This window comes from Cerasibacillus sp. JNUCC 74, from assembly GCF_053667775.1.
Genome location: NZ_CM132207.1, coordinates 3,175,858 through 3,195,858 on the forward strand (window position 1 = coordinate 3,175,858; position 20,001 = coordinate 3,195,858).

The following is a 20,001-nucleotide window of genomic DNA, read 5'->3' on the forward strand; positions in this document are numbered from 1 at the left end:
GGGATGCACAATTTTTTTAAAAATTTTTATGATAAATACCTATTTGCAATAAAGTGAACTTCATCATTCCAAGAAACTTTTCGACTTGAAGCGAACGAAAGATAACACGTTAACTTTATGCTTATAAACCAATTTATACCTCTTTATTATTCATGTTTCCCTCTTTTTAAAAGTTAAAACAGAAAGTCTGAACTGACTTTCTGTTTCTAATCTACTTCCTTTTTAATTGTTCTTGTTGTCGTAATATGACTCTACGCGTTTTTCCCGAGGGCGTTTTCGGCAGTTCATGAATGAACTCAATTTTTCTTGGATATTTATAGGGGCCTGTCATTGCTTTTACATGATTTTGCAGCTCGGTTATTAAGTCATCCGTTGGTTGAACTCCTTCTTTTAGAACAATGAAAGCCTTCACAATATTTCCACGTATTTCATCTGGAGTCGCAATTACTGCACATTCTTGAACCACCGGATGCTTTACAAGCGCATCTTCCACTTCAAATGGACCTATTGTATAACCGGAGCTAATGATAATATCATCCCTTCTTCCTTCAAACCAAAAGTAACCGTCTTTATCCTTATAAGCTTGGTCACCAGTAATATAATAGTCTCCTCTCCTTGATCTCTTAGTACGTTCGGTATCCTTATAATATTCTTTAAAAAGGGCAGGACAATCAAGTTTTACAGCAATGTCACCTACTTCACCCAAAGCAACGAGCTTGCCATCTTCGTCAATAATATCGACCTCATTACCTGGTGTTGGTTTTCCCATAGATCCAGGTTTCACTTCCATATCTTTTAAAAATCCAAGTAATAATGTATTTTCTGTCTGGCCATAACCATCACGAACCGTTATATTAAAATACCGTTTAAATGTATTAATGACTTCAACATTTAATGGTTCGCCAGCTGAAACAGCGCTATGCAATGCGGGTAATTGATACTTATCAAGGTTATCAGCTTTTGCCATCATCCGATATTCTGTAGGTGTACTACAGAGTACATTAATCTGGTAATCAGCTAGTAATTGTAAGTGTCTATTGGCACTAAATTTTCCGTTATAGACAAACCCGGTTGCTCCAGAACCAAGGACAGAAAGAAATGGGCTCCACACCCATTTTTGCCAGCCCGGGCTGGCTGTCGCCCAAACTCGATCTCCCTCGTTAATCGCCAACCAATGATGAGCTGCAATTTTAAAATGGGCATATCCCCAGCCATGAGTATGTACAACACCTTTTGGATTACCAGTTGTTCCGGATGTGTATGGCAAAAAAGCAATATCATCTTTACTAGTAGAAACAATTTCTAAACGATTACTAGCATCGTCTATTAGTCCATCCAAATAAAACCAGTCATCTTCAGGCTTTCCAATCACAAATTTAATCAGCTGACTGTATTCTTGAATACCAGTAAATTGATCAACATAAGGATAATAGCTGACAACCCCGCTAACTCCGCCATGTGTAATACGATATTGTAAGTCCTTTGTCCGTAACATCTCAGAACTTGGAATAATAATAATACCGGTTTTCAGTGCTGCTAAATATACTTCATAAGCTGCTAATAAGCGCGGTAACATGACTAAAATTTTATCTCCTTTTTTCAATCCGCCATCAAGGAAAACGTTTCCAATTTGATTTGCCCTTTTTATAAGTTCCCTATATGTAAGTGTGTGAGTATCTCCTGAATGATCTTCCATAATTAAGGCTAGTTTTTCTGGATCTTGTGCATGGCGCTCCATTTCCATCGCGATATTATAATGATCCGGAGCAATTAATGCCTCTCTATTCAATCTCATCCACTCCTTTTTTAAAATTATATCAAAAGTTGGGAAAATTTTAAATAACTTAATAATTAAAACGCCCTTAAAGAAAAAACTTTATTTTCCTTAAGAGCGTAAGTTCCAATCGAAGTATTTGATAAGTTTAAGTGGCAACTATTTGTTGCAAATGGAAAGCTTAACAAGATACCCCTAGAAGATTAAAGACTCGAGTTGTATTTTCAACCTTTTATAAGACAAGAAAGTGCCTTACCTTCCTCTAGTAGCCGTAAATCGGTTCAGGTAATTGGTCTTTTAAAACAAGATCATCTAAACTTTTAAAGGTATAACCTTGCTTTTTCAATTCTTTAATGATTTTATCTAAAGCTTGAGCATTATCAGACGAAACAGTGTGCAGTAAAATAATCGCTCCTGGATGAATTTGCTTCATTGTCTGTTCATAAGCATACTTCCATCCTTTTTGTTTATTTGTCTCCCAATCCTTAAACGCTAAAGACCAAAATACATGAATGTACCCTAATTCATTAGCCCACTTTAGTGTTTTTTTACTGAACATTCCTCTTGGTGGACGCAAATATTTCATATCTTTTTGATCAGAAACCTCAGCAACTGCAGCTTGTAAATCTTCTAATTCCTGTTTAATACTTGCTCTTGTCATTATTGAAAAATCCGGATGATGATAAGAGTGATTCCCGATAATATGTCCTTCATCTACCATTCGCTTAACTAAATCTGGTTCACTTTTCACATAATGTCCAGTAACGAAAAAAGTTGCAGGAACACCATGTTTTTTTAATACATGAAGAATATCGGCTGTATATCCTTGTTCATAACCATTATCAAATGTTAAATATACATTTTTTTCACCTGAATCATCTACATAATAAGAACCATAAGCGTCTAACATCGTTTTATATTTTCCTATATCCGGAATCTCGTGATTGTTATTTCTGCTATATCCCCAACCATAGCCACTGGCAGCTACAGACGGAATAAGAATAACGGAAATAGTAAACCAAACAAGTACGAAACAAACATTAATTTTTTTCACAATTGATCACCTGTTTTTTGGTTTTACTATGTTCCGTTTGCTTGATTTTTATTCCTACAAAATAATTGCTGCAACCCAACCAAATAAAAATAATGGTATATTATAATGAATAAACGTTGGAACTACCGTATCCCAAATATGGTGATGGTTTCCATCTGCATTTAGCCCTGAAGTCGGTCCAAGGGTGCTATCAGACGCAGGAGAACCTGCATCACCTAATGCACCAGCTGTTCCTATTAAAGCTGCTGTAGCTATTGGAGAAAATCCTGCTGCCAAGCAAATAGGTACATATAATGATGCTAGAATTGGAATCGTTCCAAAAGAAGAACCGATACCAATTGTTACGATTAAACCAACTAACAATAGAATAAATGCAATCAATGGCTTGTTTTCGCCCAAAAAGCCCGATGTTGCTTCTACTAAAGCATTTACCGCACCAGTTTCTGTCAAAATATGTCCATACCCTGAAGCAATCAACATAACAAAAGCGATCGTACCCATCATTCCGATGCCTTCGGTTACAACCTTATCACCTTTACTGAACGGAACCGTCGAAAAAGCAAACATTAAAACAAGGCCTGTTAATGCGCCGACAACTAAATTTTGCGTGATAATTTGAATTACTAAGGCAGCGGTTATCGCTACAAGCGTAAAAAAGTGCTGTTTGGTAAACACTGTGCTTTGTTCTATCTCTTCAGCTGCTATATCTTGAACATTTTCCGTACTTCCTGGATAGAGTCGATCTTTTCGATACGTGAATAAAACTGCTATTAATAAACCTACAATCATTCCTGATCCAGGGATGAGCATAGATAAAGCTGATTCACTAACCGTAACACTCGCACCATTTTGATTCATCCCTTCTACAATAGTTTCATGAAAAATTAAACCAAAGCCCGCTGGAATGAGAATATAAGGCGCCTTTACTCCAAAAGTTAGTGCAGCTGCAACTGCCCGACGATCTAATCGCATTTTATCAAATAAGGTTAATAATGGTGGAATTAATATTGGGATAAATGCAATATGCACAGGGATTAAATTTTGAGACAAGGAGGCTACACCAGCAATTACTAATACCATCATCGTCTTTTTACCAGTTAAAACTCGGATTAAAAAATTTACTAATAAAGATGTGATTCCTGTATAACTAATGGCTACAGCAAAAGCTCCTAATAGGATATAACTAAGGGCTGTATTCGCTCCACCGCCCATTCCACTAACTAATAAGTCGACAGACTCTACTAAATTTAAACCTGATAATAAACCCGCTGTTATTGCTGCAGCAATAATTGCAATAATAACGTTAACACGTAATAAACTTAATATTGTCATCATAAGAACAGATATAACAACAACCCATTCCATGCTTGTTCCCCACTTTCCTTCTCTTTAATACTTTATCATGATAAAGTATTAAAGAGAAAAAATCAACCTTTATTTTCATTTTCTTTTACTTCAGATTATTTTTTGTTACAAGAAAATATTCATATTTAATTAAGCTACCGAAGTTATCGGTAGCTTAAACATCGCCTTGATCATCGAATGTATACAAATAAATGAGAAGTAAATACAGTGTAACTTCATTCAAAAAGTGCTTTTCTCTCGAAGAAAAATCCTAATGCAATCTTAGATGCGAATTAAATAAAGTAAAACTTCATTCCGTGGAACGCTTTTTACACGAAATGTTAGTATTACAAGGGTATGACCTAAAGGCCCTTAAACCAATCGGGCATTTAGGTGCCGTTTTCTACCACTTTGACTTCTCTGTGTCCCTTTAACTCTTGAAGAGGGAGTATTACGACGCCTTACATGTGGGATAAAGTCAATGTTGTTGCTACCGCCAGAAAAAATTATTTCAAACGATAGGAAAATGACACATGATCTTGAATAGGTATCCATGCTCCTATACCTTGCTTCGTAACATTTTTAATGACGATAGATTTTTTCGATCCCTTCAGCTGCAAATAGACTTCCCCAAAAGTAACCTGACCTTTTTCGTTCACTGCCGGCGCATAGGAAGATAGTACAGCAGTTTTATCAACAGGTACTTTATACGTATTATCTTTTTTCGTATTTTTACCAATAACGGTCTCATAGGAAAGAGGCAGTTTTGTTTTTTCTTTCGATTTTAACAGCATCATCTTTTTCACATCAGAGGGATCGTTAATTTTATTGGTTAACGCACCCTTCACCTCTTTTTGCTCTTGCTGTACATAATTCAACTCTTGCTGTTCATCCCCACTTATATTATTAAGCTCATTTTTATTGATCTCTTGATATTCCCAATTAATTGTTGTTTCTAACGACTCATAATTTAATGGCCACCGTCCTAAATAGACCATTCCTCGATATCCAATAGCGATAGGTGAAGGATTTAAACTAGTCTCATTTAACATCTTAATTAGTACGGGATTTTCAATTTTAATTTTTAGATCGTCCATTAATTCTTTTGTAAGTTCACTAGGCTCAATAACCTCTTCATCCTCTGTCGAATTAGGGAATGTATTATCTTTCGAGATATTCAACACATGATTGGGAATCTCAAAGGACTCCTTTTTATTCTTTGCTGCGCTTATACTATTCATTGAAAAAACGGAAGCAAGCAAGATTACCATGATGAAGAAGTATAATTGACTTCGTTTATTCATATGTCAAACCCTTTCTTTTTTCTTTAGTTTCTTTCTGACATATGAATTTTATACCTTGAAAATATTAGCTGTTTTACTCTATTACCTCTATTTTCTCTTCAATTTGAATACTATTTTCTACTGAGCGAATCATAGAACAATTTTTTCGTGCAATCTTTAAACTTTTAGATAACTTTCCTTCATCTAATTGATGACCTTTTATCGTAAAAAGCAAGGTTATTTTTTCAATTCTATTTGCTTCATCTTCATTCCTAACAATATTTGCTTTTATTCGCATATCCTCTATTTGAATACGCTGTTTATCGAGGATTTTTCGAAACACAGATCCACTGCAGCTGGCAATCGATGCTACCATTAGTTGATAAGGGCGGAAACCAAATTGGGCATTCCCAGAAATATCAAGTTGCCCATACTCTAAATCCGTTTTAAAACCGTGCTCCCTTAAGTCGAACTCCATTATCTATTCCTCCATTCATTAAAGCATGCTTATCTTTGTACTATCATAAACGATTTTACCGCACCCTTCCCAGTAATTAGCCTGTTAAAATGCTTTTTAAAAATTGGGATCATTTGTTACCTTTACTCCATAAAAGCCTAAAACCTCATTCAGTGGGGCTTGTCTCTGCATCCTTCGATAACAATTGAAGTAGAAATCTTTTAATGTGAGATAAAGTGAAACTTCATTCAGTAGGAGTTTTCTTCCATCTCCTACTGAATGTTAGCTTGAACGAATCGGGCATTTAGGTGCCGTTTTCTACCACTTAGACCCTTTTGTATCAACTCAAGGCTCTTGAAGTGGGAGTATTACGGCACCTTACATGCGGGATAAAAACAAAGAAGGTCTGTCTAATGAAAAAAGTAACCATAAGCAAACTGAGTTTATAACTACTCATTTGCTTGGAAGGAATATATTGCACTTAATAGATACTAAAGCAAATTTAAATGCCACTAGCTGTAACGAACTTACTATAATGAGCTTCTAGGCGGTCTTGAACAAACGAAATAAGTATACAAATGGGCCAATAGATTAAAGCTACAAGTATATACATCGTCATGACATCAAATTCTCTTCCACCAACAATTTGCGCTTTCTGAAAAAGCTCTGGAACAGTAATTACAGCTGCTAACGAAGTAGCCTTGACCAGATCCATAAATACATTCGTTAATGGAGGAATAGCAATTCTCGTTGCTTGAGGTAATATCACTTTTCGCAATGTTTGCCAATAAGTTAAATTTAATGCTTTGGCAGACTCCCATTGTCCTTTATCAATACTGTTTAAAGAAGCACGATTAATCTCTGCAATATAAGCTGCACTATTTAACCCAAACCCTAAGCAAGCAGCGGTTATCGCTGTCAATTCAACCCGAATAACCGGCAGTCCGAAATAAAGGATAAACAGAAAAACGAGCATCGGTGTTCCACGCATAAATGAAATGTACACTCGTGCTGGCCACCGTAAAATAATCCATCTTGAGCTTCTAGCTAAAGCTAGAACTAATCCCAGTATTAAACCCATTAACATACCAACAACGGAAATAAGCAATGTCATCGGTAAACCACTTATTACAAATGGAAAATTTTCAATTGCTAATTGTACACTAAACAAATTACTTAAATCAATATTCTTAATAGCCATCATATCTCCCCTAGGTTTACTAATGCTTTATCACCGGTTTAACATCTCGATTTTTTTAAGTGACGACGGCTTGCAAAGATTCTTTATAGCCAATTGAAACGGCTTTTAAGGATAAAGTGAAACTTCATTCCGTGAAACGCTTTTTACACGGAATGTTAGTTAAACGAATCGGGCATTTAGGTGCCGTTTTCTCACTTTGACTTCTTCGTATTGCCTACACTCTTAAAGTGGGAGTATTACGGCACCTTACATGCGGGATAAAGTGAAACTTCATTTCTTGGGGCTTTTACCAAGAAATGTTAGATGAACGAATCGGGCATTTAGGTGCCGTTTTCTCACTTTGACTTCTTCGTATTGCCTACACTCTTAAAGTGGGAGTATTACGGCACCTTACATGCGGGATAAATTTTTTATAAATCGATTCCTTCTATTTCTTGAATTTCACCTTTAGGCTTTTGTGACGCATCCTCTTGATAAAACTTTTTAGCAAGCTTGGATAGCGTACCATCTTTACGCATTTTTGTTAATGCTTTGTTAATTTCTTCAGTTAGCTTGTCTGCACCTTTAGGAATGACGATAGCTTGTTCCGTCGGATGGAATTTTAAGTTTGGGTGCAAGTGAATATCAAATTCAGGAAATCCTGCTACACCAAATTTGGATAAATAATAGTCATTAACAACAACGTCCGTTCGTCCATTATGCACATCACGTAAATATGCTTCATTAGGTGCATTACCATAAGTTATAACTTTAGCACCAAAATGCTCAGCAATTTGACTATAAATAGTAGTTGCACCTCCACCAGCTTTTTTACCTTTTAAATCTTCCAGTGATTTAATTCCTGAATTATCTTTTTTCCGTACAACCATTGTGGAATATGAATATTTATACGGTTCACTAAAATTAAAGGATTCTTTTCGTTTATCTGTAGCTTCAATATCATTAGCAGCTACATCTATTCTTCCGCTTTTCACAGCTGGGAGCATGCTGTCAATTCCCATGATTTCAAAGGAAATTTTTAAATCAAGACGCTGCGCTATTTCCTTCATCACTTCAACATCATAGCCAGTTAATTGTTCTTTTTTTTCTTCATTATCATAATAGGAAGCTGCGATTAGTGTTCCTGAAGTACCAACAACGAGCTCCCCCTTTTTTTGTATTTCCGCCCATTTACTATCTGTTCCCCCTTTGTCTTTTTGGCTATTCTCATTATTCTTAGTGTTAGAACATGCAGCCAATAAAACCAAAATAATAATAAATAATGACACCTGCTTTAAGAAATTCATATTCATCACTCTTCCTGTTATAATAATAAGTACATTAAGGATTGTAACAGATTGCTTTTAATAATTAAAATTAAAATAGATATATAAATTTCCTTGACTTTATTCGTTATAATGATAACATAATAATATATATTAAATAATAACTATTATAAATTATAGTAAAGAAGATTTTATCATAGCATGTATAAGAAGCAAGACAAAGAATATTGCGGAACTACATTCAGCGAGGGCTTTTCCTTCATCCCCTACTGATAAGAAATAGAACAAAAAATAAAATCTCGAGTATCCTTGAAAAATTGCAATATGTCGTTGTCGAAGTTTTTCTTGTCTAAAAAAGAAAAATCTTTTATTACGTGGATGTAATTCAACAAGCTTATCTGTTGATGTTGACCTAATTATGCAGATATTTAAGGTTCGTTTCCTGCTTTATATAGCATAGAATGCTACACGGTGAACTACGGTACCTTAATTGAGATAATAGTATTATTGATAGGAGATGCAATGTATGTCAGAAAATACGAGTAGTCAACGTAATTCTATTTTCATCAAAAAAGTTGTTGAACACAGAGAACTAATTGCTGCATTATTAAGTGGATTACTTATCTTAATCACCTGGTCACTAGCAGATTATCTTTCGGAAACGCTTTGGATCATCCTCCATCTTATCGCCTTTGTCATCGGAGGCTATGCGAAAGCTAAAGAAGGAATAACAGAAACGATACGCAATAAAGAACTGAATGTGGAAATGTTGATGATTTTTGCAGCGATAGGCTCGGCTGCTATCGGTTATTGGACTGAAGGCGCTGTTTTAATCTTTATTTTCGCTCTATCCGGTGCATTGGAAACATATACCATGAACAAAAGCAATAAAGAAATATCTTCACTTATGAAGTTACAGCCTGAAGAAGCACTGCTAATAAACAATGATAAACGAGAAATTGTACCTGTTTCCAGCTTGGAGATTAACGATATTATTTACGTTCGAGCCGGTGAACGGATTCCTGCAGATGGTGAAATTGTTCAAGGAACAACTTCTATTGACGAAAGTGCAATAACTGGTGAATCGATTCCAGTGAGAAAAGAGATAAGCAATGAAGTATTTGCCGGAACAGTAGCATTGGACGGGTCCATTTCTATAAAAATAACAAAACCAGCTAATCAAACATTATTCCAGCAAATTATTCAAATGATTCAATCGGCCAAAGAAGAAAAATCACCTGCCCAGCTTTTTATTGAACGATTTGAAGATGCCTATGTAAAAATAGTTTTAGTCGTTGTTGTGCTGATGATGTTTATTCCATATTTAATTTTTAGTTGGAGTTTGCAAGAAAGTATTTATCGTGCAATGATTTTGCTCGTTGTCGCCTCTCCGTGTGCTCTTGTTGCATCGATCATGCCAGCTACATTATCGGCTATTTCTAAAAGTGCAAGATCTGGTATTTTATTTAAAGGTGGCGTTCATGTAGAAAATATTGGACACATCCAAGCAATAGCATTTGATAAAACTGGAACATTAACAAAAGGAAAACCGGAAGTAACGGACTTCCATGTTCATCCGGATTACCAAAAAGAACAAGTTTTACAGATGTCTATGGCCATGGAACAAGAATCTACCCACCCGCTTGCACAGGCAATTGTTAACTATTGTACAAATGAAGGAACTGCTACAGATGATTTGGACTTACAAGTTTCTACTATCGCAGGAAATGGAATTACCACCACAGTAAATGGCGAAACTTGGAAAATGGGAAAACCGGATTATATTGGTGAAGAGCAGTACTTTGACGAGACTAAAAGATTACTAGCCTCTGAAGGAAAAACGATTGTTTACATTAAAAAGGCAGACCATGTAATAGCTTTATTTGCACTCAAGGATACTGTAAGAAAAGACAGTATTGAAGCAATACAATTATTAAAAAAGGAAGGAATCCATACGATTATGCTTACCGGCGATCATGAGCTTACCGCAAAAGCGATCGCTGATGAAGCAGGAATTGAACATTATATAGCTAATTGTTTACCTAATGAAAAGGTAGTTCATATTAAAAAACTAAAAGAAGCGTATGAACATGTCTCCATGGTTGGAGACGGCATTAATGACGGCCCAGCTTTAGCTACGGCGAATATCGGAATAGCGATGGGAGAGGGAACCGATGTTGCCTTAGAAACGGCTGATGTTGTGTTAATGAAAAATGACCTTACTAAAATTACCAATGCTATCCAAACATCCAAAAAAATGAATCGAATTGTGAAGCAGAATATTTTCTTCTCCCTTGGAGTGATAGCCGTTCTTATTGCGTCCAACTTCCTACAAATTCTCGATTTACCATTAGGTGTGATCGGACATGAAGGAAGCACCATTTTAGTTATACTAAATGGATTACGATTATTAAAATAATTAAAAAAACTTGACTTGTCGCCAAGTCTTTATGGCGAAAGCAATCGTTTTTCTTATACGATAAAGCCTAAAATTTTATACTTCCTTATAGTAGAACAAAACGCATATATTCGGTTAGCGGCGTACAAACTGGCGGATCTCCTGACGAGATACAGCGAAACTTCATTCAAGGAGTACTTTTCTCCTTGAAAAAGAAAAACACTTTTTCTGCGTGCGATGTAACGCTGGCGTAGTGTTTCTTGTCCTGTCCCCTAAAAGTCGGGAATTTCGAAGTTGTTTCTTTCATAAAGTTTGAAAAAAATAAGCGGATTTTTCCAGAGAAATAAGACTCCTTACATTCCGGGTGAGAAACACACCCCTCAACAATGGTATGCCGATGTTGGATAGCAAGCCCATTTTCGTAACCTTCCTTTAGATTCGAGCTGATATTAACTTATCGTAGGAAGCAGATCGAAGTATGCTTAGCAGTACGAGTATATAAGCGAGATGACGAAGATATTTTTCAAAAAGTTCTACCATATACAAACAGACATCGTTTCCTAAATAACAAATAAAAGCCTCATAGGACATTGATATGCTCCCCTTAAGGTAGACAGATTAAAAAATAAAAATCTGTTATTACCTTAAGGGGAGTTTTTTATGTCCAATAAATATAAATTCTACTCTAGAAAGTTTAAGTATGAAGTGTTAAAGGCATATAAGCATGAAGATTATACCCTAATAGAATTATGTTCAAAATACGGAATTTCGGAGGTAACTCTGTATGATTGGGCTAATAAATATGAGAAATACGGTCTAAATGGATTAGAGGACTCAAGGACATGGAAGTCATATTCTAAAGATTTAAAACAAGCAGCTGTAGAAGATTATATATCAGGGGAGTATTCTCAACGGGAGGTCATTCGCAAGTATAAAATATCTAGCACATCCGTACTTCGAAAATGGATAAAGCAGTATAATAGTCATAGAGAATTAAAGGATACGTCGAAAGGAAGAACGAGCTCGATGACTAAAGGGAGAAAAACAACTTGGAAAGAACGAATTGAGATGGTACAAGATGCCTTAGCGAACGGGAAGAATTATCAACAAACTGCGGATAATCATCAAGTGTCTTACCAACAAGTATATCAATGGGTACGTAAATATGAAGATGGTGGATGGGATGCGTTACAGGATAGAAGAGGACGTTCTAAAAGTGAAAATGAGTTAACTTCCGAAGAAAAAATGAAGTTAGAAATGCATCGAATCGCAAAGGAGAACGAACGTTTACGTGCAGAGAATGCCTTCTTTGGGACACTGAAATGTGAGAAGTATTATTTACATAAATATAAGACATTTGAGGAACTTACTACTGCGATAGATGAGTATATTCATTTTTATAATTATGAAAGGTATCAAAAGCGATTAAACGGCCTTAGCCCTATGGAATATAGAGCTAAAGCCACTTAAATCTTTTTTATTATTTCCTACTGTCTACTTGACAGGGGGCAGTTCACATCTGCCTTGTGAAGCTTTTATTTTAGCAAAAAATGATAGTGGAAAACAATCTTTTATTTTTCCAACTTATTTTTTCTGATTATGGAATTAACTAAGCCACCTGTTAAAATAATTAACCCGGATAGATAAAACCAAATCATTAAAGCAATAACTGTCCCAAGGCTGCCATATGTTGCGGAATAGTTACCAATATTACTTACATAATAAGAAAATCCAAGTGACACTAATTGCCAAGTAACCGTTGCAAATAAAGCACCAGGAATCGCATTTCTTATATAAATTTGTTTATTTGGTGCTAACGTGTACAAAGCTAGAAAAACAATAAAGAAAACAACGGAAGAAACAACCCAACGAAGCGTTTCCCACACTTGAATGAATCCTTCAGATAATCCAACAAAGGAAAATAAATAGATACCGACCAACTTGCCAAATATTGGTAAAAGCAAAGCGATAATAATAATTGCTACCATCGCTACAGTTAATACAATAGCGATAAGTCTTGATACAATGAAAGACCGGTTTTCATCCACTTCATAAGCATGGTTAAATCCCCTCATCAGAGCATTTACACCGTTAGATGCTGCCCATAACGTGGCAATTATTCCAAAGGAAAGCATACCGCCATTTTGTTTACGCACTAACTGTTCCACATTTGTAGAAATCAGATCATAAATTTGCGGTGGTACATATGCAGAAATAGTATCCAATACAGTCAGCTCATCCACAGGTAGATAACCAATAAGCGTCACTAAAAATAGTAGAAAAGGAAATAGCGACAAGAGCAAAAAATACGCTAATTGAGCAGCTAAGCCAAAGACATCTATTTCCAACATCCGTTGATATAGCTGTTTTCCAAACCATACAACTTTTTTTAACATCATCTTACTCCTAAATATGTTCCCTAACGTTTAACAATAAGCGTTAAACAACGGTTAGTACAGATGAGAATTAATCAATTAATCTACTCTATTCGATCTAGCTTATTTTTATTCGTCATTTTTTCTAACGTTGTCTCTACTTGCTCCAATGTATTTATGGCATTTTCTGCACCTTTTGAAAATGCTTGATTAAATGAAGTAAAGGCGGTTCGTACACTATGCACAGCGTCAGATGGATTTTTGATTACATAGCTTGTCCCAACTTTCACTCGTGTTAGTTTATCTTTTGTATAGGTTCTTGTATCCTTATCAAGTAAACTAAGCAGTCCGCCTACTGTAGCTCCAAGAAATACCCCGATTACAAATTTTCTTTTTCCCATCATTATCGCTCCTTATGAAATCGCATGTTTATCTTTTAAATACTGTAATAATTGATGACAACCTTTGGAAATTAATTCATATGTATATGTAAAATTCCCTGTAAAATAAGGATCAGGAACATCTTTTTCCGCAGTTTCATCAACAAAGTCCATTAGCTTGGCAAATTCTATAGAATCGTCCTCGCCAAAAAGCTGTAGCAAGTCTTGTTTATTTTGCTCATCCATCGCAATAATATAATCAATCTTGTCCTTATCCTGTTTACTAATTTGCTGAGCTACTAGACCCTCTGTAGAAATGTTGTGTTTTTTTAAAATAGCAATCGTCTTAGGATGTGGTGGATTTCCTATATGCCATCCCCCGGTGCCGGCAGAATCTACTTTTATTTTATCGTTTAATTGTTCTTTTTTTATTAAATCACAAAAAATCGCTTCTGCCATTGGCGAGCGGCAAATGTTCCCCAGACAAACAAACATGACGCGTATCATCTTACCACCTGCTTTTAAGTAAATATTCTACTCTATTATAAGCAACTTCTCATTTAACGGCAAAGGTTTCTATTTAAAATTCAATTTTATTGTAATAATATGTTGTTTTTTGTCCCTAAATTAAATAAAATTTATTTATCCTGCCTCTCTTGTCTTTAACATTTGCCGACAGCTGTTTTCGAATAATCCTGATGTCAGTTTTCTAAACTATTCTTAGAAAAACTTCGCCAAGTCTTTATCGCGAAAGCTATAGTTTTTCTTATACAATAAACCCGAAGCCTTATGCTTTCCTACAATAAAAAAAGTTCTTGACATCTATACTTATTTTTCGGAATATTTTATTAAAAGAAAAAAAGGGGGTAATAAAAATGATGGATGTAGTTAACAAGATAAGTAGCTTTGTTTGGGGACCACCTACATTAATCTTAATTCTAGGGACTGGTTTATATTTAACCCTTCGTTTAGGCTTTTTTCAATTTCGCACTTTGCCTTATGCACTTAAATTAACCTTCAGCCCTAGTAAACAAGACAAAAAGTCTAAAGGAGATATTAGTCATTATCAAGCATTGACTACTGCCATGGCTGCTACGATAGGAACTGGTAATATCGTTGGTGTAGCAACAGCTGTCGTTCTCGGCGGGCCTGGTGCCGTATTTTGGATGTGGGTTTCCGCTTTATTCGGTATGGCAACGAAATACGCAGAAGCTGTACTAGCAGTTAAATATAGAGTGGAGAACAGTAAAGGACAAATGTCTGGTGGACCAATGTACTACTTAGAAAGAGGATTAAATGTAAAATGGCTTGGCGTTATTTTCGCAATCTTCGGATCAATTGCAGCATTTGGTATTGGTAATATGGTACAATCAAAAGCTGTTTCTGATGCATTGGATAATTCATTTCAAGTCCCACCTATAGCCACAGGTATTATTTTAACCTTATTAGTTGGATTGGTTATTCTTGGGGGAATTAAAGGGATTGGTCGAGTCACCGCTTTTTTAGTTCCGATTATGGCTTTATTTTACGTTATTGGCGGATTGGTTATCGTATTCTTAAACCTTGAGGTTGTCCCGGGTGTTATCGGGTTAATTTTTACCGACGCTTTTAGTGGGAGTGCACTAGGGGGAGGTATTTTAGGAACAGTTATTCGTTATGGAGTTGCACGAGGTGTATTTTCTAATGAAGCCGGTTTAGGTTCTGCACCGATTGCCGCAGCTGCTGCCAAAACGGATTACCCAGGCCGTCAAGCCCTAGTCTCTATGACACAGGTGTTTTTCGATACAATTGTCGTTTGTTCCATTACTGCAATCACTATCTTAATGGCCGATATGTATCAAGGCGATTTGTCTGGTGGAGATTTAACGACTGCATCTTTTTCTATGTTCCTTGGGGATGCAGGTGAATATATCGTTACCATCGCAATTATTTTATTTGCATTTTCTACGATTGTTGGCTGGTCTTATTATGGAGAAAAATGCTTTTCCTATCTCTTTACCGATAAAGCCATTCCTTATTATCGAATTGTATTTGTACTTGCGCTTTTATATGGTTCGATGGAAAAGCTTGATATCGTATGGGGTGTTTCAGACATTATGAACGCATTAATGGCTGTCCCTAACTTAATTGGACTGTTGGGATTATCAGGTGTAGTCGTTTATGAAACGAAGAAATTTTTGAAAGTTGCTAAGGAAGAAGAACGAGCGGCAAAAGGACGATAAACTGAAACTCCATGAGTAGGGGTTTTCTTTCATTCCCTACTCATGGTTGGTACCACAAGGGGATGACCTAAAGGCCCTTGAACCAATCGGAAATTTAGGTGCCGTTTATCTCCCACTTAGACTTTTTTGTATTGTCCTCAACTCTGGGTGGGAGTCTTACGGAACCTTACATTCGGATTAACGCCCCGTCCTTTTAAGTTTTAATGGTTACTTCTTTTAACTAAAGTTATCTGTTGGTTTAAAATATACTCAAATCCCATTTCATTGCAATATGCTTAAGCAATTTAATTCCAGCAATACTATTTCCTTTTTCATCTAATGCCGGACCGTATACACCGATTCCACAACCGTCAATAAACGGTAAAACCTCACTTCTAACTCTTGGTGGTGCTAAAGCGATTATTCCACCTGATACACCACTTTTAGCTGGTATACCAACATATGCGGCAAATTTTCCAGAAGCATCATACATTCCACATGTCAGCATTAAAGACTTAACAAGACGGACAACATTTCTTGGAATAACTTCTTCGTCTGTCTTTGAGTTAATCCCATCATTCGCAAGCAATAACCCGAGGATTGCTAAATCGTCTAACGTAACTTCAATGGAACATTGTTTAAAATATGTGTCTAGTGTTAATTCCAAATCCGATTCCAAGTAACCAAGTTCAAGTAAATAATATCCAATAGCGCGGTTTCTTATTGAAGTATCTCTTTCTGACTCGTAAACATCATAGTTTAGGCGCGGACGATGGCCAAGAGCTTTCTCAAACAGCTGGAAGATCGGCTCCAGCTTTTCTTCGGGTGTCTTACCTTTTAGTAATGATGTTACGGTGATAGCACCAGCGTTTATAAATGGATTAAATGGTTTTTTTAATTTACGCATTTCTAAATGCATAATTGAATTAAACGCTTCTCCCGCCGGTTCTACATCAACTCGATCTAGTACATAGGACACTCCTCTTTCCATACAAGCAACAATAAAACTGAAAACCTTAGAAATACTTTGAATCGTAAAAGGAATGTCAACATCTCCTGAACGAATCGTCATCCCATTTTTACCTACGATCGTGATTCCTAAATGGTTTGGATTGGCTTTTTTTAAAATGGGGATGTAGGATGCAACCTCCCCTTGTTTTGTTTCTTTTTTATAAAATTTGACCCAGTCGTCGACATAGGATTGCAGCCACTCTTGCGTAATTTCTGTATTCCAGTTCACTGTTCCTTGAACCATGCGATCACCTCATTATTTGTATGTCTCACTTAAAGAAAAACTCAACCGGCAATATGCCCGCTGCAAGCAATTCTTTAGCAATAGCCTCAACCTCTTAACGGATATTTCAGCCTTTCTTGAGACGCAAAAAAGCAAAACTTTAAACCGTGAGCGCTTTGCTACATACTCCCACGGTTTCTATAGATAATAAGAGTCCTGACCAGCAGTGTGTCAGCTTGGCAACTGCCATTAACTTATACGTAGATGGAATGGACGAATCGATTCCTACCCCACCCTAAACATATAAAGCAAATCTTTAATTCAGTAGGGGTTTTCTTTTATCCCCATTGTCGTACCGCAAGGGGATGACCTAAAAGACATTTGATTTATAATTGGATCGTCCATTGATCCTTATGTTTCACCTCGTAGCATGAAAGAGCAGATCTTACTGCCATTTACATGCAGGGTAAAAAGGGGGTTAAATTGATAATAAAGCAAAACTCTACGTGTATTATAAAACCAATAATCTTTTTTCTCCATCTTTATCTCTCATTTATTCTTACCTAAACGCAGGTAAATCATTCATATTTACCTTAAAAGCGCAAGTGCAAACAGAGGATAAAGGCTTTCGGGTACCCTCTTAACTCCAGACTAAAACCTTTATGTATTTTAACGTTTCGCAGACTTACCATTGTTACCAAGCCCTTGAAACATCTATACTTGACTGCTAACTGCTATTTCCCTTTAAAACAGCAACTATTAATTCACTCGTTTTTTCTATTAAGTACGGTTTAATCATAGTAGGTCGATTACAATTGCACATTAACAGGTGGGTGGGGAGGTTTAACTGAATGGTTTTCTTTCTGAACTTGATGCTGTGTTATCTGTTTCCTAATGATTTGTTCTACCTTTTTGGCAATTTCTGTACTTTTCATCCCTGCATATTCTTCTGGATGGATTGGATCCTTAATTGTTAAGGAAACTCTAGCAGGGCTAACTCTCCCATTCTGTTCTTCAAGCATTCGATAGGTACCATCAATAGCAATTGGAACAATCGGAACCTTTGCCTTTAGTGCTAAACGAAAGCTGCCTGATTTAAACGAGTAAACTTGATTTCCTCTACTTCTGGTACCTTCCGGAAAAATCACCATGGAATAACCATTTCGCAAATTCTTTATTCCTTGATTAATTGATCTAACTGATTGCCTGCGATCTTTTCTGTCAATAAAGACACAACGTATTAGCTCCATCCACGGGGCAATAATAGGTAATCTTTTTATTTCTTTTTTTGCGATAAATCCAACTGGTTTGCCTAAATAGCCAAGAATGGTCAATATATCAAATAAGCCTTGATGATTAGCTACAAACAGAACCGCCCCTTCCGGAAGCTTTTCTTGACCATGAACTTCAACAGTACTGCCTGTCCGTTCAAATACTTTTCTTGAGACACGACTTGGTTGAATAAACAATTGTTCATGACTGAGCTTCTTTTTCAATTTCTTTGCCCTCTGTAATTGAAAAATTGTACCAAGTACAAGCAGCCCAGCATATATGTATATTGCTAATGTTCGAATCATCTTTAATAACTCCTTTCACCATAGCATATTATACATTTGTGTAGCTAAAAACAGCAAGTGCAAAAGAGTAATCTCTAATTTATTGGAAAAAAGTGAATTGATTAAGTAATCGGTAATAAAGGAGGTGCCTTTATCTCCAAATTGGACTTCTCCTTGTTCCTTTAACTTTTAAAGCGGGAATCTTACGGCATCTTAGTTTCAGGATGATTTGGTCACAAAAATTATCTACAATGTACAAGATTTATAATTTTCTATAAGAAAAGCTGTCGTCTTTCTTATACGATAAACCCAAAATCTTATGCTTTCCTATAGTGGAACAAAAAACCTTTACTCACATTGTTGCAAGTAAAGGTCATATAAAGTGAAACTTATTCCGTGGAACACGGAATGTTTAGTTACCAATCAAGCTTTTAGGTGCCGTTTTCTCACACTTAGACCCTTTTGGATCAACTCAGGTCTTGAAGTGGGAATCTTACGGCACCTTACATCAAGGATAAAACTAGTATTCTATATTATTTACCTATAAATTGTTGTGTCCAATGATTGCCTTGCTCTACATAGCCAACTCCGATATGAGTATATTTTGCGTTCATAATATTCGCACGGTGGCCTTCACTATTCATCCAAGCATTTACAACTTCTTGTGGACTACGTTGACCTTTGGCAATATTTTCTCCGGCTGTAGAATAACGAATACCGAATTGTTTCATCATATCAAATGGTGAACCATAAGTTGGGCTGTTGTGAGAAAAGTAACCGTTAGCTGCCATATCTCTGGACTTTTCACGCGCTACTTTACTCAACTCCGCATCTATTTTAAGTGCTGGCAAGCCTTGTTTTGCTCTTTCTTTATTCGTTAAGTCAACAACTTCTTGTTCAAACTGACTTAATTCACCTGTTTTTGCCTGTTCTTGCTTTTCTTCTGTTTTACCTTGTTCTGCTGTGTTCGTATTTGGCTGTTGTTCTGCTTTTTCTTGATTAGGGTTAGCTTGATTTGCCTTTTCTGGATTTTGGGAAGTTGGCTTCTCTATTGGTTGTTCCTGATTTTGTTCAGGAGCTTTCGCTTGATTTGTACAGTTACGTTTATTATGTTTTGACTGTACATTTTTCATATATTTATTAAACAAGTTATTTACTTCGTCTTTAGAAAGGTTTTGCCAATTTCCATTAATAGAATAGAAGGCTTTGAACGTCTGATTTTGTTCTGGCGCTTTGGCTTGAGCATTTGCGGAAGAAGAAAAAGCACCCCCGAATAATAAGGCTGTTGATAATGCTACTGCTACACCTATCTTTTTAAACATGTTGCTTACACACTCCTTTTGTTTTGTTTTGTGCAAACTAATCATAGCATGGAATTTTTGTAATAATTATGGCAAGCCTTGCCAACAGGAAAATGCCAAGCATCACTTTTCCATAAGCCCTATGTTTATTAGAATTCACAACATATTAAAAACAAAA

Annotated in this window: 16 protein-coding genes; 3 read left to right on the forward strand and 13 right to left on the reverse strand. The window is 36.1% G+C overall.

The window, feature by feature from the left end:
- Positions 1 to 211: 211 nt before the first annotated feature.
- The 7 genes from mbcS to JNUCC74_RS14230 all read right to left on the reverse strand — a co-directional run bounded on the left by mbcS (position 212) and on the right by JNUCC74_RS14230 (position 8,399).
- Positions 212 to 1,789 carry an acyl-CoA synthetase MbcS gene (gene mbcS, locus JNUCC74_RS14200; protein ID WP_454065845.1) on the reverse strand — a complete coding sequence of 526 codons (1,578 nt, stop codon included), beginning with the start codon at positions 1,787 to 1,789 and terminating at the stop codon, positions 212 to 214.
- Positions 1,790 to 2,036: 247 nt separating this feature from the next.
- Positions 2,037 to 2,786 (reverse strand): delta-lactam-biosynthetic de-N-acetylase, encoded by a 750-nt coding sequence (gene pdaA, locus JNUCC74_RS14205; protein WP_454067903.1) that lies wholly within the window; start codon positions 2,784 to 2,786, stop codon positions 2,037 to 2,039.
- A gap of 96 nt (positions 2,787 to 2,882) precedes the next feature.
- Positions 2,883 to 4,193, reverse strand: coding sequence for a Na+/H+ antiporter family protein (locus JNUCC74_RS14210; protein ID WP_454065846.1), 1,311 nt, complete (start codon positions 4,191 to 4,193; stop codon positions 2,883 to 2,885).
- Between the two features lie 485 nt (positions 4,194 to 4,678).
- Positions 4,679 to 5,476 carry a YfkD famly protein gene (locus JNUCC74_RS14215; RefSeq protein WP_077318016.1) on the reverse strand — a complete coding sequence of 266 codons (798 nt, stop codon included), beginning with the start codon at positions 5,474 to 5,476 and terminating at the stop codon, positions 4,679 to 4,681.
- A 73-nt stretch (positions 5,477 to 5,549) separates the two neighbouring features.
- Positions 5,550 to 5,933 (reverse strand): OsmC family protein, encoded by a 384-nt coding sequence (locus JNUCC74_RS14220; protein WP_454065847.1) that lies wholly within the window; start codon positions 5,931 to 5,933, stop codon positions 5,550 to 5,552.
- Between the two features lie 481 nt (positions 5,934 to 6,414).
- Positions 6,415 to 7,116: an amino acid ABC transporter permease gene (locus tag JNUCC74_RS14225; RefSeq protein WP_454065848.1), complete on the reverse strand. Its 702-nt coding sequence runs from the start codon at positions 7,114 to 7,116 to the stop codon at positions 6,415 to 6,417.
- Positions 7,117 to 7,523: 407 nt separating this feature from the next.
- Entirely contained in the window at positions 7,524 to 8,399 is an 876-nt protein-coding gene (locus JNUCC74_RS14230; protein ID WP_454065849.1) for a transporter substrate-binding domain-containing protein, read from the reverse strand.
- Positions 8,400 to 8,904: 505 nt separating this feature from the next.
- On the opposite strand from JNUCC74_RS14230, the gene JNUCC74_RS14235 reads away from it, so the two are divergent.
- Positions 8,905 to 10,797, forward strand: a complete 1,893-nt coding sequence (locus JNUCC74_RS14235) for a heavy metal translocating P-type ATPase (protein WP_454065850.1) — start codon at positions 8,905 to 8,907, stop codon at positions 10,795 to 10,797.
- Between the two features lie 639 nt (positions 10,798 to 11,436).
- On the forward strand, positions 11,437 to 12,246 hold the full coding sequence (locus JNUCC74_RS14240) for a helix-turn-helix domain-containing protein (protein ID WP_454065851.1): 810 nt from the start codon (positions 11,437 to 11,439) through the stop codon (positions 12,244 to 12,246).
- A gap of 101 nt (positions 12,247 to 12,347) precedes the next feature.
- Here the strand turns inward: JNUCC74_RS14240 and JNUCC74_RS14245 are convergent, their stop codons facing one another.
- From JNUCC74_RS14245 to JNUCC74_RS14255, 3 genes are all read right to left on the reverse strand, one after another.
- The gene (locus JNUCC74_RS14245; RefSeq protein WP_454065852.1) at positions 12,348 to 13,172 is read right to left on the reverse strand and encodes a YihY/virulence factor BrkB family protein; all 825 of its coding nucleotides are present in this window, start codon (positions 13,170 to 13,172) and stop codon (positions 12,348 to 12,350) included.
- 83 nt (positions 13,173 to 13,255) lie between these two features.
- A complete protein-coding gene (locus tag JNUCC74_RS14250; protein ID WP_454065853.1) occupies positions 13,256 to 13,552 on the reverse strand; it encodes a YtxH domain-containing protein in 297 nt (98 codons plus the stop codon).
- Positions 13,553 to 13,564: 12 nt separating this feature from the next.
- Complete coding sequence (locus tag JNUCC74_RS14255) at positions 13,565 to 14,038, reverse strand: low molecular weight protein-tyrosine-phosphatase (protein ID WP_454065854.1); 474 nt, start codon at positions 14,036 to 14,038, stop codon at positions 13,565 to 13,567.
- Positions 14,039 to 14,406: 368 nt separating this feature from the next.
- Here JNUCC74_RS14255 and JNUCC74_RS14260 point away from each other — a divergent pair, with 368 nt between their 5' ends.
- Positions 14,407 to 15,753: an alanine/glycine:cation symporter family protein gene (locus tag JNUCC74_RS14260; RefSeq protein ID WP_454065855.1), complete on the forward strand. Its 1,347-nt coding sequence runs from the start codon at positions 14,407 to 14,409 to the stop codon at positions 15,751 to 15,753.
- A 238-nt stretch (positions 15,754 to 15,991) separates the two neighbouring features.
- Here the strand turns inward: JNUCC74_RS14260 and JNUCC74_RS14265 are convergent, their stop codons facing one another.
- The 3 genes from JNUCC74_RS14265 to JNUCC74_RS14275 all read right to left on the reverse strand — a co-directional run bounded on the left by JNUCC74_RS14265 (position 15,992) and on the right by JNUCC74_RS14275 (position 19,844).
- Positions 15,992 to 16,987 carry a glutaminase gene (locus JNUCC74_RS14265; protein ID WP_077318025.1) on the reverse strand — a complete coding sequence of 332 codons (996 nt, stop codon included), beginning with the start codon at positions 16,985 to 16,987 and terminating at the stop codon, positions 15,992 to 15,994.
- A 788-nt stretch (positions 16,988 to 17,775) separates the two neighbouring features.
- Entirely contained in the window at positions 17,776 to 18,543 is a 768-nt protein-coding gene (locus tag JNUCC74_RS14270; RefSeq protein WP_454065856.1) for a lysophospholipid acyltransferase family protein, read from the reverse strand.
- A 512-nt stretch (positions 18,544 to 19,055) separates the two neighbouring features.
- Complete coding sequence (locus tag JNUCC74_RS14275) at positions 19,056 to 19,844, reverse strand: CAP domain-containing protein (protein WP_454065857.1); 789 nt, start codon at positions 19,842 to 19,844, stop codon at positions 19,056 to 19,058.
- Positions 19,845 to 20,001: the final 157 nt, after the last annotated feature.

What these genes read in the sequence shown, in the direction of transcription:
- JNUCC74_RS14210 (WP_454065846.1), bottom strand. Translation starts at nt 4,193, where the DNA reads ATGGAATGGGTTGTTGTTATATCTGTTCTTATGATGACAATATTAAGT.
- JNUCC74_RS14215 (WP_077318016.1), bottom strand. Translation starts at nt 5,476, where the DNA reads ATGAATAAACGAAGTCAATTATACTTCTTCATCATGGTAATCTTGCTT.
- JNUCC74_RS14220 (WP_454065847.1), bottom strand. Translation starts at nt 5,933, where the DNA reads ATGGAGTTCGACTTAAGGGAGCACGGTTTTAAAACGGATTTAGAGTAT.
- JNUCC74_RS14225 (WP_454065848.1), bottom strand. Translation starts at nt 7,116, where the DNA reads ATGATGGCTATTAAGAATATTGATTTAAGTAATTTGTTTAGTGTACAA.
- JNUCC74_RS14230 (WP_454065849.1), bottom strand. Translation starts at nt 8,399, where the DNA reads ATGAATTTCTTAAAGCAGGTGTCATTATTTATTATTATTTTGGTTTTA.
- JNUCC74_RS14235 (WP_454065850.1), top strand. Translation starts at nt 8,905, where the DNA reads ATGTCAGAAAATACGAGTAGTCAACGTAATTCTATTTTCATCAAAAAA.
- JNUCC74_RS14240 (WP_454065851.1), top strand. Translation starts at nt 11,437, where the DNA reads ATGTCCAATAAATATAAATTCTACTCTAGAAAGTTTAAGTATGAAGTG.
- JNUCC74_RS14245 (WP_454065852.1), bottom strand. Translation starts at nt 13,172, where the DNA reads ATGTTAAAAAAAGTTGTATGGTTTGGAAAACAGCTATATCAACGGATG.
- JNUCC74_RS14250 (WP_454065853.1), bottom strand. Translation starts at nt 13,552, where the DNA reads ATGGGAAAAAGAAAATTTGTAATCGGGGTATTTCTTGGAGCTACAGTA.
- JNUCC74_RS14255 (WP_454065854.1), bottom strand. Translation starts at nt 14,038, where the DNA reads ATGATACGCGTCATGTTTGTTTGTCTGGGGAACATTTGCCGCTCGCCA.
- JNUCC74_RS14260 (WP_454065855.1), top strand. Translation starts at nt 14,407, where the DNA reads ATGATGGATGTAGTTAACAAGATAAGTAGCTTTGTTTGGGGACCACCT.
- JNUCC74_RS14265 (WP_077318025.1), bottom strand. Translation starts at nt 16,987, where the DNA reads ATGGTTCAAGGAACAGTGAACTGGAATACAGAAATTACGCAAGAGTGG.
- JNUCC74_RS14270 (WP_454065856.1), bottom strand. Translation starts at nt 18,543, where the DNA reads ATGATTCGAACATTAGCAATATACATATATGCTGGGCTGCTTGTACTT.
- JNUCC74_RS14275 (WP_454065857.1), bottom strand. Translation starts at nt 19,844, where the DNA reads ATGTTTAAAAAGATAGGTGTAGCAGTAGCATTATCAACAGCCTTATTA.